Annotated in this window: 15 protein-coding genes; 10 read left to right on the top strand and 5 right to left on the bottom strand. The window is 41.0% G+C overall.

The genetic code is table 11. From position 1 onward, the window contains the following. Nucleotides 1–24: 24 nt before the first annotated feature. Nucleotides 25–1311: an NCS2 family permease gene (locus FOF60_RS13180; RefSeq protein WP_192472356.1), complete on the bottom strand. Its 1287-nt coding sequence runs from the start codon at nucleotides 1309–1311 to the stop codon at nucleotides 25–27. Nucleotides 1312–1445: 134 nt separating this feature from the next. Here FOF60_RS13180 and FOF60_RS13175 point away from each other — a divergent pair, with 134 nt between their 5' ends. The 10 genes from FOF60_RS13175 to FOF60_RS13130 all read left to right on the top strand — a co-directional run bounded on the left by FOF60_RS13175 (nucleotide 1446) and on the right by FOF60_RS13130 (nucleotide 9103). Continuing rightward, the gene (locus FOF60_RS13175) at nucleotides 1446–2336 is read left to right on the top strand and encodes a LysR family transcriptional regulator (protein ID WP_192472355.1); all 891 of its coding nucleotides are present in this window, start codon (nucleotides 1446–1448) and stop codon (nucleotides 2334–2336) included. A 61-nt stretch (nucleotides 2337–2397) separates the two neighbouring features. Then, on the top strand, nucleotides 2398–2934 hold the full coding sequence (locus tag FOF60_RS13170) for a DUF3231 family protein (protein ID WP_192472354.1): 537 nt from the start codon (nucleotides 2398–2400) through the stop codon (nucleotides 2932–2934). A gap of 155 nt (nucleotides 2935–3089) precedes the next feature. Then, the gene (gene mtnA / locus FOF60_RS13165; protein ID WP_192472353.1) at nucleotides 3090–4139 is read left to right on the top strand and encodes an S-methyl-5-thioribose-1-phosphate isomerase; all 1050 of its coding nucleotides are present in this window, start codon (nucleotides 3090–3092) and stop codon (nucleotides 4137–4139) included. 367 nt (nucleotides 4140–4506) lie between these two features. Beyond that, nucleotides 4507–5028, top strand: a complete 522-nt coding sequence (locus FOF60_RS13160; RefSeq protein WP_192472352.1) for a redoxin domain-containing protein — start codon at nucleotides 4507–4509, stop codon at nucleotides 5026–5028. 166 nt (nucleotides 5029–5194) lie between these two features. Next, the gene (locus tag FOF60_RS13155; protein ID WP_144480839.1) at nucleotides 5195–5326 is read left to right on the top strand and encodes an FbpB family small basic protein; all 132 of its coding nucleotides are present in this window, start codon (nucleotides 5195–5197) and stop codon (nucleotides 5324–5326) included. A gap of 67 nt (nucleotides 5327–5393) precedes the next feature. Further along, nucleotides 5394–5537, top strand: coding sequence for an acid-soluble spore protein N (locus FOF60_RS13150; RefSeq protein ID WP_192472351.1), 144 nt, complete (start codon nucleotides 5394–5396; stop codon nucleotides 5535–5537). A 136-nt stretch (nucleotides 5538–5673) separates the two neighbouring features. Further along, nucleotides 5674–5895 carry a small acid-soluble spore protein Tlp gene (gene tlp / locus FOF60_RS13145; protein ID WP_192472350.1) on the top strand — a complete coding sequence of 74 codons (222 nt, stop codon included), beginning with the start codon at nucleotides 5674–5676 and terminating at the stop codon, nucleotides 5893–5895. Between the two features lie 111 nt (nucleotides 5896–6006). Next, nucleotides 6007–8328: an AAA family ATPase gene (locus FOF60_RS13140; protein ID WP_192472349.1), complete on the top strand. Its 2322-nt coding sequence runs from the start codon at nucleotides 6007–6009 to the stop codon at nucleotides 8326–8328. 28 nt (nucleotides 8329–8356) lie between these two features. Then, on the top strand, nucleotides 8357–8800 hold the full coding sequence (locus FOF60_RS13135; RefSeq protein WP_192472348.1) for an acyl-CoA thioesterase: 444 nt from the start codon (nucleotides 8357–8359) through the stop codon (nucleotides 8798–8800). Then, entirely contained in the window at nucleotides 8801–9103 is a 303-nt protein-coding gene (locus tag FOF60_RS13130; protein ID WP_192472347.1) for a hypothetical protein, read from the top strand. Between the two features lie 22 nt (nucleotides 9104–9125). Here FOF60_RS13130 and FOF60_RS13125 read toward each other — a convergent pair whose 3' ends face one another. From FOF60_RS13125 to FOF60_RS13110, 4 genes are all read right to left on the bottom strand, one after another. Beyond that, the gene (locus FOF60_RS13125) at nucleotides 9126–9419 is read right to left on the bottom strand and encodes a HesB/YadR/YfhF family protein (protein ID WP_192472346.1); all 294 of its coding nucleotides are present in this window, start codon (nucleotides 9417–9419) and stop codon (nucleotides 9126–9128) included. A gap of 78 nt (nucleotides 9420–9497) precedes the next feature. Then, nucleotides 9498–10664, bottom strand: a complete 1167-nt coding sequence (locus tag FOF60_RS13120; protein ID WP_192472345.1) for a CapA family protein — start codon at nucleotides 10662–10664, stop codon at nucleotides 9498–9500. A gap of 595 nt (nucleotides 10665–11259) precedes the next feature. After that, nucleotides 11260–11448 (bottom strand): hypothetical protein, encoded by a 189-nt coding sequence (locus tag FOF60_RS13115; RefSeq protein WP_192472344.1) that lies wholly within the window; start codon nucleotides 11446–11448, stop codon nucleotides 11260–11262. A gap of 107 nt (nucleotides 11449–11555) precedes the next feature. Beyond that, on the bottom strand, nucleotides 11556–12554 hold the full coding sequence (locus FOF60_RS13110) for an ATP-binding protein (RefSeq protein ID WP_192472343.1): 999 nt from the start codon (nucleotides 12552–12554) through the stop codon (nucleotides 11556–11558). Nucleotides 12555–12663 lie beyond the last annotated feature (109 nt).

Raw genomic sequence — 12663 nt, 5'->3', positions numbered from 1 at the left:
GATAGTTCGAGGCTTTTAAATGCATTAAAGTGCATATTGCAGTACGAAATTGCCAAGGAACAGCAAAGCAATCATATAAAGTGCTGGCTGGATTTCCCGGCCTTTACCCATCAGCAGCTTTAAGAGCGGGTAAAGGATAAACCCAATCGCCATGCCGTCAGCTATGCTGTAGGTTAATGGAATTAATACGATAATCAAAAGTGCTGGGAAGCTTTCCATTAAATCATCAAGCTTGATGTTCGTTATATTCTGAAGCATCAATATCCCTATTAAAATCAATACCGGTGATACAGCACTTTCAGGTACCACTTTAATAACAGGAATCAGCACGATCGAAGCCAGGAACAGGACACCTGTAGTGATACTCGTTAATCCTGTTCGGCCGCCAGCCGCTATTCCTGCAGCACTTTCTACAGATGATACAGTTGGGCTCGTTCCGAAAATCCCTGCAGTGGCAACCGAAATTGAATTAGCCTGGAGGGCCTTCTTACTTTTTTGAGTCTGATTAAGCATTTTTGTATGGCCATGGATCAAGCCGATGTTTTCAAAAATGACAACCATTGCAAGAGAAAAGGCTGTCAGCCAGAATACAAAATTACCTGCCTGGGCAAATGACAGTTGCCCAAAAACAGATGTGTACTCACCAATAGCCGGCATGGCCCACGAAACTCCACCACTTCCGAAGTCCCCGAAAAGGAAGGAAAGTACAGAAGTAAACACTATGCTAAGCAATAGATTGCCGGGAACATTTTTAATAAAAAGGACCACTGTGACGATTAGACCAATCAATGTGATGAGTGCTGTTGAACTGCTCAGATCCCCGATTTCTAGCAGGGTATGCTCAGAGCTTGTAATAATCCCGCTATTATCAAAACCAATTAAAATCAACAGTATTCCAATACCAACTGTAATGGCCTCTTTCAACGAGTCGGGAATGGATGCGATTATGGTTTTTGCCAGCGGAGTGAAGGCTAGAACCATAAACAGGATACCAGATACAAAAACCATTGCTAGAGCTTCCTGCCATGTAAAACCCCCGGATTGCACGATTGTATATGTAAACATCGCATTTAACCCCATGCCAGGAATCACTAGAATTGGAGTGTTGCTCCAGAATCCCATGAGCAAACAGCCTGCGAACACGGTAAGGATCGTAGCAATGATTCCTGCTTCGAGCGGAATGCCTGCTGCTGCTAATATAGTTGCGTTGACAATGATAATGTATACAACAGTGATATAGGAAATAAGACCTGCAGATAACTCTCTTCCTAGCGTTGTACCATGTGCCTTTAATTGAAATAATTTATCCATTTTTTCTCCTCTCTCTTTTTAGATAAATTTTTCCGTTTTGAAACGAATGAAAATATCGTACCATAGACTTGAGTTATATTTAAAATATATAATTTATATTAAAATCATATCTTTTTTAAATAGAAGGGGTTTTTATGGATATTAGACAAATGCGTTATTTCATCGCGATCGCCGAAGAAAGGAATATAACAGCTGCAGCACATAGACTTCATATGTCACAGCCGCCGCTAAGCCTTCAGTTAAAACAAATGGAAGAAGAACTGGGAGTGCTGCTGGTTGAGCGGCATGGAAAAAAACTTGAATTGACTGATAAGGGTCAGCTGCTATATAGACATGCACTAAACATTGTCCATGCCTTTGAGGAAGTGAAAAATGAACTTCAAGAAACGGATGAAGGGAGGAAGGGGAATTTATCAGTTGGGATCAACACTCTTTCTGTGCCGGAATTTCCAGATTGGCTGGAAGCATTTCACTCATCCTTTCCGCTAGTCTATTTGCGGATTGTACAAAATGATTCTGCTTACTTGGCTGAGCTTGTAAAAAACCGAACAATTGAACTGGGGCTGGTCAGGCTTCCATTGGCAAATCAAGATCTAAACTACCTTCATTTATATAATGAATCATTCGTTTTCGTTTGCAGGCAAAATGGACAAGAAAAGATCTCTATAAAAGAAATTAGCGACTATCCACTAATCCTTCCTTCTACTGAGGGACTGGGCAGCTTTAATATAATCCACGACGCCTTTACAAAAGTGCAGCTGCCGCTTCAGGTCATTTGTGAATGCTCGGATATGAATGTACTGATGCAATTGGTATACTCAGGTATTGGGTCAACCATAGTTCCTGAGTCTGTTTTTCAATCATATGGATATTCGAATCTTTTTGCCCGAAAGATTTCAGATGCTGAGTTGGTTTCCTCTGTAGGCCTGATCTGGTTAAAACAACATCACCTCTCCAGGCCGGCAAGAAATTTTATCGATTTGATAAAACAAAGGCTGGGAATAACCGAAAAAGGTCATGAATAAAAAGATTTTATTCTTCCAATAATAACTGCAAATTCATTTGCAGAAAGGAAGGTGCCATGCTTTGAATCTACTTGAGGTATTGAAGGATGCATTTGGCCCTTTTATGGACGGTGAAAAAAAGCCGTTGCATGTCGGTGAAGTAATGAACCTATGGTTTTATCTTCATGGGACCGAACAAACTCTCCGCTATGACCAGCATGCATACAATTTAGCACAAGATCCTGAACTCAAAGAAAAAATCATGGATATCATCGAGAATGTACACAGACCAATGATCAAGGAATTAACACAGTTTTTCAAAGACGAAGGAATCCCCCTGCCTGATGTAGGAGCGGAAAAGATAGTTGGTGAATACCAGGCACTTCCTGAAGGGGCAAGGATGAATGATGAGGAAATTGCCAATCTGATTGCTTATAATCTTGTAGTAGGGATCACTTCTGCAACAAGGGGCATTACTGAATCTGTCAGGTCGGATGTTGGTTACTTATTTGCAAAATACCATACGATGAAAATCACCTTTTCTTTGACATTTAAATCGCTTATGCAGGAAAAAGGATGGTTAAGAGTTCCACCATATTATATTACCGGTAAACAGTGAATGCAGCGTCAATTGGCGCTGCTTTTTAAATGTGCCGGTACTACGGTGAAGCGAAAAAAATTTCTTTATATATAATTTTCACTTGCTATGGGGCCTATAATTGATAAAATGATATTTAGTTCAGAATTGTCTTAAAAGCCAGAAGGAGGATAACCATGGAAGAATCATTTTTACAATCCGTCAAATATGATGGTGAAAAACTATATATATTAGACCAAACAAAACTTCCCCAGGCAACAGAATTCCTTGAAATCGATAATATTGAAGATGTATGGGATGCGATTAAACAGCTAAAAGTAAGAGGTGCTCCAGCAATTGGCATTGCGGCTGCTTACGGCCTTGCCCTTGGCATCAAGGATGCTCCTGAAAGTGACTATGACGCATTTTATGAGTTTTTTAAAGAGAAAGCAGATTATCTTGCCACATCTCGGCCAACTGCGGTCAATTTATTCTGGGCATTGAAGAGGATGGATACATGTGCTAAGCAATCAAGCTCTAAGCCTGTAGCTGAAATAAAAAGGCTATTGGAACAGGAAGCCCATCTGATTCGCCAGGAGGATGAAAATGTCTGCAATTCCATCGGCGAGAATGCTTTAACTTTATTTAAAGACGGCATGACTTTGTTAACTCATTGCAACGCTGGCGGCATTGCCACAGCAAGATATGGAACAGCGCTTGCTCCAATCTATTTGGCTAAAGAACACGGAATGGATATAAAGGTGTACGCGGATGAAACCCGTCCGTTGCTCCAGGGGGCGCGTCTGACAGCGTGGGAATTAATGCAGGCTGGAATCGATGTAACCCTGATCACTGACAGTATGGCCGCCATGGTCATGCAACAGGGAAAGGTCCAGGCAGTCATCGTGGGTTGCGACCGCGTAGCAGCTAACGGAGACGTTGCAAATAAAATTGGTACATATGGAGTCGCGTTGCTCGCGAAAGCCCATAATATCCCTTTCTATGTCGCTGCGCCTCTATCGACAATTGATCTTGAAACAAAAACAGGGGATGAAATACCTATCGAGGAACGTGCAGCAGAGGAAATCACTGCTGGTTTTGGGAAATCGACAGCACCTGAAGGCGTCAAGGTTTTCAACCCGGCATTTGATGTAACACCACATCACTTAATAACCGCAATCATTACAGAAAAAGGAATCATGCAAGGAAACTACAGCGAAGAACTGCCGCGTTTGTTTGAACAATAAGCATGGTATATGCCAGGGATGATGCACTCCCTGGCATTTTTAATGATGTTGGCTGGGTTTGAGATGTTTGGATTAAGATGGAGTTCTAAGACAACTGTATGTGTGTCGGTTGATTTTTCGAAGGTGCCCTAGGTTCGGACAAAACAGAGCGAGTGCTGATATATTTTGTCCGTAGATTTACCAAGTTCGACAAAGCTGTTCCTGAGGTACAAAGTCTAAGCTTGTACATACCACTTATCAGTCCTGAAAATACTAAGTATTCTACATTAAAATTCACACAATCCTCAAATTTTCTCACTTTTCCACTTTCATTATCTTTGTATACTTGGGATATCCTACTTGTAAATTAACCGAAGGGGGTTTTCCCATGGTCAAAAAAGCGATCGTGGCTGGTATTCTTGCTGGACTGGTTTTATTTGCCATTTTCCAGCAATTTTATAAAATCGAGGAACCACAAGCAATTGAAGCGTCAAAAGCAACAACAGGAATTGATGCGGGGATGGTAGCTCCTGATTTCAAATTGAAAAACCTTGCCGGTGACGAGGTTAGTTTGAAAGACTACAGAGGCAAAAAGGTGATGCTGAACTTTTGGGCCACTTGGTGTCCGCCTTGTAAAGAAGAAATGCCGGCGATGGAGCGATTTTACAATGAAAAGTCGAAGGATGTTGAAATACTGGCCGTCAATCTGGATCCTCAGAACAATGTAAAATCATTTGTGAAGGGAAATAATTTAACCTTCCCTATACTGCTTGATCAAGAGGGATCCACACAGCAAACATACTCGATAATTTCTATTCCCACAACATTCATTATCGATGAGCAGGGTTTGATTTTAAAAAAGCACATCGGCTCGATGACATACGATCAAATGCAGGAACTCACGAAGTAACACCAGTACAAGCTACTGGTGTTTTTTTATGGTAAAAATTGCATGGAGAATACACGAAATTAGCGGGTAAGAATAAAATACGATTAAATTTTCAAAAAGTTGTAATAATTGCAACCGTTTCCGGACATAATAACTGTTACAATGATGACAAAGGATGGTGAACACGATGAGAAAACCTAGAAAGCGTTCTTTTCAAGAGCTTGTTATGGAAAATAAACGCCAACTTCTGAATGACCGTGATGCACTCGAGAAGATCGAGGCTAAATTAGAGCAAAAACACTTGGGCAAAGCTGAGTAAATATCATACATTACCATTTATGAATACCTCTTCTTTAGGAGAAACTTATTCTAGAGGAGGGATATACATGAGCAATCCTAAAAGGGACAGCAAGCATTATGTTCCAAGCCACCTCGGCACACAGCCGCGTGGTTTCAGTGGCAATAAAGGGAAGAAAATGAATGATAAATCGGGTGAACATGCCCAGGTAATGCAAACCAAAGGTGAATAACCGAGTGAATATGCCTGCCAATAACTTGGCGGGCCTTTATTTTTTGCCCAACAAAAGATATCCACTGTTTTCCGCTAATAATTGATAGGACGGGTTGCATACTATTGATGTACTTTTTAGAAGGAGGTACAATACCATGGCAAACCATACACCAAAGCCAGATGATCGAAGCGATAATGTAGAAAAGCTGCAGTCTATGATCCATCATACGATTGAAAACATGGAAGATGCGGAAGCTGCAATGGTCAACTCTAGTCCTGAAGACCAGCAAAGAATCAAGGCAAAGAATGAGCGCCGCAGAGAAAGTATTGATGCCTTCAGGGCAGAAATCAAGGATGAAGCGCATAACCAGCAGTAAATTTAAAGGACCCGTCAACAGGCGGGTCTTTTTCCGTTTGTTTAAAAATGTGATAATATACGGAATGTAAACTAAAACTACGAAAACTCTTTAGATAAAGAAGTGATTTAGATGGAACGACAAAAAAAACAAATTCCTATGGCTGAACAGATTAAGCTGTGGGAAGAGGAGATAAATACAAAAGGTTTCATTCAGGATGAAGCCAGTTTGATCACCGCAATCAGGAAACTGTCAAAAACGGAAGACCATAAGCAACTGTCTCAAACCCTGACTCTGGCGGCACAATCGAGAGCCCAGCGAAACGGATATGATTCTCTTGTCCTTGAATGGTTAAGGACTGCGCTTGAAAACGATACAGCAAACAAGAAGGCAAAATCCCTGCTTGCGAGAAATCAATGGAAAAATAAAGCGAATCTATTTGACCAGCTTGTTTATCCTCGGATCAGGGAAACTGATAATCGGGCATTAAAAAAGAAAACAGCAGAGCAGTACATAAATATTTCACAGCAATTCCTGTCACATGCTGAAGAAGAGCTGGATGACCTTCAAGCCCAGCAGCTTGATGCAGGCTCTGAAGCTGGGGCTAAATTCAAAAGGCTGACCAATTTGCTGGAGAAGGCTGTAGAAGAGACTGCAGCCCTCCTGAAAGCAACAGAGTTATATGAAGAGTCTGTTACCGGAGTGTTTCACACAGCTGTCCATTATGAAGAAATGCAGAAAAGACTTCAAACCCTGGAAGGAATCAAGCTGAACTGGGGAGAAGAATTTGCTGAGGAATCGGAAAGCGATAAACTATCTGAAATAGACCCTTTGGCCGAACTTAACAAAATGATAGGACTTGAATCGGTCAAGGAGAGAGTGAATGATTTTTACCGGTTCTTGAAATATCAGCAAAAGCGGAAAGAGCTTGGTCTGCAAACGAAAGATGATCAAAGCTTGAATATGGTCCTGACCGGAAATCCAGGAACAGGGAAAACTTCATTAGCACGATTGCTCGCCAAAATATATCACCAGCTGGGAGTACTGCCGCGAGAAGAAATAATTGAGGCGGACCGTTCCCAGCTTGTAGGTGCTTATGTTGGACAAACAGAAGAAAATGTCAGGAAGGTCGTCGAGCAAGCCCTCGGTGGCGTGCTATTTATTGATGAGGCTTACAGTCTTAAGCGGGAAGGTCAGACTGGAAATGATTATGGCCAAACTGCTATTGATACTCTCGTTTCCTTAATGACCGGGAAAGAATATGGCGGTCAATTCGCCGTGATTCTTGCTGGGTACCCAGAGGAGATGAGACAATTTCTTGATGCGAATCCAGGGTTAAGATCCCGGTTCCCGCAATCAAATTTAATTCATCTACCTGATTATTCGAATAGTGAGCTATTACAAATCGCTGAGCAAGCTGCACAGGATAACGATTATGCCATGACAGAAGCAGCAAAGCTTGAACTAACGGATCGAATCGAAAAGGAAAGAGTCGATGATACCTTTGGTAATGCCAGGACGGTACGAAACCTTGTGTTGGAAGCGATTTTTAAAAAGGGATCAAGGCAAAGTGAAGAACATGACTTTTCGACCTATACTTTATTGGAAAAAGAGGATTTTGAATCTACAGTAAATACTTCAACTGAAAAACCGCTCGACAGACTGAATGCACTCGTAGGATTGGACACTGTAAAAGCAGAGGTTACCTCCCTGACCTCATTCGTGAGGATGCAGCAGCTGCGAAAGGAAAAAGGATTGCCTGCTGTGCCGATCCAGCTCCATTCTGTATTCACCGGTAATCCTGGAACAGGAAAAACGACTGTAGCCAAGATTTACGCAGAACTTTTGAAGGAATGCGGCATGTTGAAGAGGGGGCACCTCATCGTCAGCAGCCGGGCGGATTTTGTCGCTGGTTACGTTGGACAGACAGCCATCAAAACAAAGAAAAAAATCCGTGAGGCGCTCGGAGGGGTATTATTTATTGATGAGGCATACTCTCTTCTTGGCCAAAGCTCGGGTGATTTTGGCAAGGAAGTTATTGATACTCTTGTCGATGAAATGACAAAACATAATGAAAATCTCGTCGTGATTCTTGCTGGCTATCCTGCTGAAATGGATATGCTGCTGGAAAGTAATCCTGGCTTAAGGTCACGGTTCAAGAAGTTTTTCCACTTTCCTGACTATAGTGTGGGTGATTTACTGCTCATCATCAGAAACTACGCTGGCAAGTATCAATACAGAATGGGTACCGAAGTTGAAGCGTTTCTGACTGAGCAACTTTCAGAAACAGAAATAAAAGGGAATGGGCGATTCGCCACAAACTTAGTGGATGAAGCGATTCAATCTCAGGCATATCGATTGATTGACCACAATCATTTTGAGGATTTGGATGAGGATGTTTTATACCTGGAAAAACAGGATTTTGAAAGAGCTTTAAAAAAACTTAAAGGATAAAAATCCTTGAAAATAAAGGGGAATATCAATGATAATTTCTACAAGGGAGATTGAGGTTCGATACGCGGAAACAGACCAGATGGGGGTCGTGTATCACGCTAATTATCTGGTGTGGATGGAGCTGGGCAGAACACAATTGATCAAAGAGCTTGGCTTCAATTATGCAGAGATGGAGAAGGATGGAATCATTTCACCTGTACTTGATATACAGGCTTCCTATAAAAAACCATTGCGATATGGAGATACAGCAACAATTAAGACATGGGTGGAGGAGTATGATGGGATCCGGTCTGTCTATAAATATGAAATCTTCAATGGAGAAGGGGAGCTGGCATTGACCGGCAGTTCAAAACATGTCTGTGTTAAAAAAGATAGCTTCCGGCCGATTTCGCTAAAAAGGAGCTATCCCGACTGGCATGAAGCTTATTTACAGGCCATGAAAAAGCCTGAAGATGTAAAGGAGCAGGTCTGATTGGCTTTCGGGATAAAACGCCACGAGCTTAAGGAATGGAAGGATAAAGTAGATAGAGGAGAGCTCGCCTTCCTGACCCATTACTGGATTGATGAACGCTACCCGGACTGTTCAACGGTTACGAAGGTAGGATGCAGGGATCTTGAAAGGTTAGCTGAGTGGGGGAGAAAGTATGGTTTGCGGCCAGAGTGGATTGACAAAAGGAATAACAATTACCCTCATTTCGATCTTTTAGGAACGAAGCAGGCTGAAATTTTAAAACAGGAGGGTATTGAGAGCCCTCTCATAAAAGGTGAAAAATAAGGCAGGCGCTTTCGCGTCTGCCTTATTCCTTTTCGAATTTGAAGTCAGGTTCTTGGCCAACTGGGTGGAGTTCCACGATCATATCATGGCCATCAAAATACCAAATATCTTTTTCTTCAATATAATAGGTGATGCCATTTTTTTCTGCTTTTACGCCAATGTGATCCGGTTCTTCTTTGGAGACACCTAATGAAAAACCTTTCTGGATTGAACTGAAACCGCCGTACCGGACAAAAAATCGCAAATAGCTTCCGGATGAAAGGTCCATTTCATTTTCATACCATGCTGCTGCATCATCATTAATTGTAATTTTCATATTGTTCTCCTTTCATACCAGATAGAACGATTATAACATAAGCAATGCCCGGTCTTCATGGACCGGGCTCTCTCACATTTATTCTTTTATTAAATGAGTCATATGATGCATGATCTCATTGTATTTATTTTCAGCTCCAGCAAGACCGTATTGACCGGCTTGTTGCAACGGAACAACCCGATAATTACTTTGCCTGCTGCTCGAAACAAAGGTTGGAAGGAATTCAGGGTTATGCAATACGACTTTTTTGCCATCCGGTGTGAGGGTTTTTGTTATTTCGACAGTAGCAAGACCGCCGATATCTTTATAATCCCACATTTGACCTGACAGGAAATTTCCCAGAGAGTAGACGACCAATGCCTTTCTGCCGTCCGTTGCCATCAGCCATTCCATAGGTTGAAGAACATGGGGATGATGACCAAAGATGATGTCAACACCTTCATTGATGAGAAACTGGGCAAGCTCTTTTTGATCAGTGGTAGGGAAACGCTGGTATTCATTACCCCAGTGAATGCTCATAACGACAATGTCTGATTCTGTTCGGGCGCGGTGAATCTCAGCTTTCATTGTTTCTCTGTCAATTAGGTTCACGAGGTGATCCTTTCCAAAAGGGACTGGGATGCCATTTGTTCCATAGGTGTAAGACAAATAAGAAACATTTATCCCATTTTTATTTAGGATCCGTAATTCTTGCTTGTCTGCATCGTCTTTATACGAACCAACATAAGGAAGACCGGTCGCTTCCATATTCTTTATGGATGCAAGAACACCCTTTTCAGATTTATCAAGGGAATGATTATTTGCATTCGATACAATATCCACCCCTGCATCGATCAATGCCTCTCCAACTTCAACCGGGCTATTGAAACTAGGGTAGCTTGATAAGCCAATTTCATCACCGCCAAGAAGTGTTTCCTGATTCGCCAGCAAAAGATCAGGTTCTATTAAGTATTCTTTGACATTACTGAGCATTGGTTTGAAATCATACCCCGGATTCACAAAGGCATCTTCATAAACTGTATCGTGGATCAGGATGTCACCGATTGCTCCAATCTTTACTGTTTCTACAAAACTCTTGCCGCTAACATCAAAGCTTCTTTCTAGATGGGATTTTTGAGATTTCATTTTAATACTTGGTGCCTTTGCCTCGGCTTCATGGTACATCTGGAATGTTAATACAGATGCCAAAACACCTAAGCCAGCAAACATGACCAGTCCATAAGGTTTTTTCTTCTTTTTTCTCATGTTAATCTCCCCAGATTAGAATGAGGCATTTTTATTTTTTCGCCTCTAAGGATAATATATTATAAGAATGGTGTTAAATGTATAAATTTCAGTATGATATTCACTATTTTGTCAAAATTCGATAATCTTTTTAAAAAAAGGGTATGGCAGAAAGTGACTAAGGAAGGGGGAGAGGACTTGTTCAAAATAACAGAAAGTGCATCTAAAATATTGCACCAGGCAATACGCAAAGAGAGCAAGGATGGGGAAAAGCTATACGTCCGACTGACGATGGGAATCGGCTGAGGAGGACCTCAGCTTCGGGTCGCTCTGGAAGAGCAGCCATTAAAAAATGATCAGATTTTTACATTTGAAGAGGTTTCTATCCTGATTCATGAAGGTGATTCAGTTTATTTGACCGATACAAAACTGGATTATGTAAAAGATGTTTTTGGCACGGGAAAGTTCAAACTGCTAAAAGTGTAAGCAATAATGAAAAAAAATGCGGTTCTTTCGGGAATCGCATTTTTCTTATAACTAATTTTGTAAGGAGGATTTCTAGTCTATTTTCAAATTAGGAAATCTATAACTCAGTTATTAGCTTTAGTGAATCAGATTACCATTCCATTTTCTCCATGAAATCCAGCAGTTCATCCATGTTCTTTATCTTGATCGCAGAAGGTTCATTTTTGTCGTTGGCAGGATTTTCAGTAAGAAATTCTACAATAAAATCATCGGGCGACGTGACATCAGCGGTTGTGGTTGTAAACACAAAACTTTCAGCCTGCTTAATAACTTCTTCCATTACAATCCGCCTTCTTTCTCTTGTTCTTACCTACATTTTACCAGTCAAAGGAAGAGATGAACGATTTTCAATATGACAATTTTTCGAATAATACAATGTCCGGCAAATTAAACGGCAGGAAGCGAAATTTTGAATATCGTTTGAAAGGGTTGAGTAGTAACACTCAATTTGCCACCATGATTTTCGATTATTTGCTTGCTGACTGCCAATCCCATCCCTGTTCCACCTGTTTTAGTAGTGTAAAATGGAGAGAAAATCTTCTTTAGGGAATATTCATCAATTCCGCTGCCGTTATCGATCACACTCACCGCAACTAAATCTCTATCTTTACTTACAACTATTTTTATAGAACCCCTTGCATTATGATTTCCTTCAACAGCCTCGATTGCATTTTTCAACAAATTGACCAGAACCTGCTTAAGTGCATTTTTATCTGCCAATACATACAAATCTTGTCCAGGAAATTCACCGCTGATCTCGATATCTTTTAAAATCGCCTCGCTTGAAAACAACTGGATCATACTTGATGCCAACTCGTTTATAGACAGCTTCTCTTTCTCAGAAGAGCCAGGTTTTAAAACAGAAAGAAAATCAGTAAGTAAGCTGTTTGCACGGTTAATTTCATCAAGAGCTACGTCTGCGAACTCCTGCTTGCCAACAGCCTGAAGTTCCGGCTTCAGCAACTGGATAAATCCCTTAAGCGTTGTTAGCGGGTTTCTTATTTCATGAGCTAACCCGGCTGCCAAATGGCTTGCAGAAACAGCTTGATATTCTCCTGTGGCAGTTTGGATGGCCTTTTGCAGGATCATTAAAGTCTGCTCTTTTTCAACAATTTCCTGTTCAAGTTTTAAACTTTTGCATTCGAGGTCTGCTTTTTTTCGATCTAAATCATTCATTATCAAATCATCCTTCGATATAGCGAGTTTATTAAGCAAGAAAGATTTTTTGCTTGTTGGGCAAGCTTGGGATCGTGACTGTTGGGCATCAATTTCTATGCTGAAATGAAAAGGTTTAGAGCATGCAAATGCTTTGGTTTCGTTCACTTCTTTTTCCGGTGTAGTGTGAACTTGATTAGTTTGAAGCATAATAGTTTCGGGTAATTTCATCAGGAATTCACATCCTTTAAATTAGGGAGCCTTTAATTCGATTTCTTTCGAATGTATATGACATAATCATTTAAATTATACCAGCAAAACCGCTATATTTTTTATAAAG

Origin of the sequence: Mesobacillus jeotgali, from assembly GCF_014856545.2 — a bacterium.
In the GTDB taxonomy this organism is placed as follows: domain Bacteria; phylum Bacillota; class Bacilli; order Bacillales; family Cytobacillaceae; genus Mesobacillus.
The sequence above is the reverse complement of the archived record's forward strand: the minus strand, read 5'-3'. Positions and strand labels throughout refer to the sequence as shown.

Excerpts from the sequence above, each read along its gene's own strand:
- FOF60_RS13180 (WP_192472356.1), bottom strand. The coding sequence starts at position 1,311 with ATGGATAAATTATTTCAATTAAAGGCACATGGTACAACGCTAGGAAGA.
- FOF60_RS13175 (WP_192472355.1), top strand. The coding sequence starts at position 1,446 with ATGGATATTAGACAAATGCGTTATTTCATCGCGATCGCCGAAGAAAGG.
- mtnA (WP_192472353.1), top strand. The coding sequence starts at position 3,090 with ATGGAAGAATCATTTTTACAATCCGTCAAATATGATGGTGAAAAACTA.
- FOF60_RS13160 (WP_192472352.1), top strand. The coding sequence starts at position 4,507 with ATGGTCAAAAAAGCGATCGTGGCTGGTATTCTTGCTGGACTGGTTTTA.
- FOF60_RS13155 (WP_144480839.1), top strand. The coding sequence starts at position 5,195 with ATGAGAAAACCTAGAAAGCGTTCTTTTCAAGAGCTTGTTATGGAAAAT.
- FOF60_RS13150 (WP_192472351.1), top strand. The coding sequence starts at position 5,394 with ATGAGCAATCCTAAAAGGGACAGCAAGCATTATGTTCCAAGCCACCTC.
- tlp (WP_192472350.1), top strand. The coding sequence starts at position 5,674 with ATGGCAAACCATACACCAAAGCCAGATGATCGAAGCGATAATGTAGAA.
- FOF60_RS13140 (WP_192472349.1), top strand. The coding sequence starts at position 6,007 with ATGGAACGACAAAAAAAACAAATTCCTATGGCTGAACAGATTAAGCTG.
- FOF60_RS13135 (WP_192472348.1), top strand. The coding sequence starts at position 8,357 with ATGATAATTTCTACAAGGGAGATTGAGGTTCGATACGCGGAAACAGAC.
- FOF60_RS13125 (WP_192472346.1), bottom strand. The coding sequence starts at position 9,419 with ATGAAAATTACAATTAATGATGATGCAGCAGCATGGTATGAAAATGAA.
- FOF60_RS13120 (WP_192472345.1), bottom strand. The coding sequence starts at position 10,664 with ATGAGAAAAAAGAAGAAAAAACCTTATGGACTGGTCATGTTTGCTGGC.
- FOF60_RS13115 (WP_192472344.1), bottom strand. The coding sequence starts at position 11,448 with ATGGAAGAAGTTATTAAGCAGGCTGAAAGTTTTGTGTTTACAACCACA.
- FOF60_RS13110 (WP_192472343.1), bottom strand. The coding sequence starts at position 12,554 with ATGAAATTACCCGAAACTATTATGCTTCAAACTAATCAAGTTCACACT.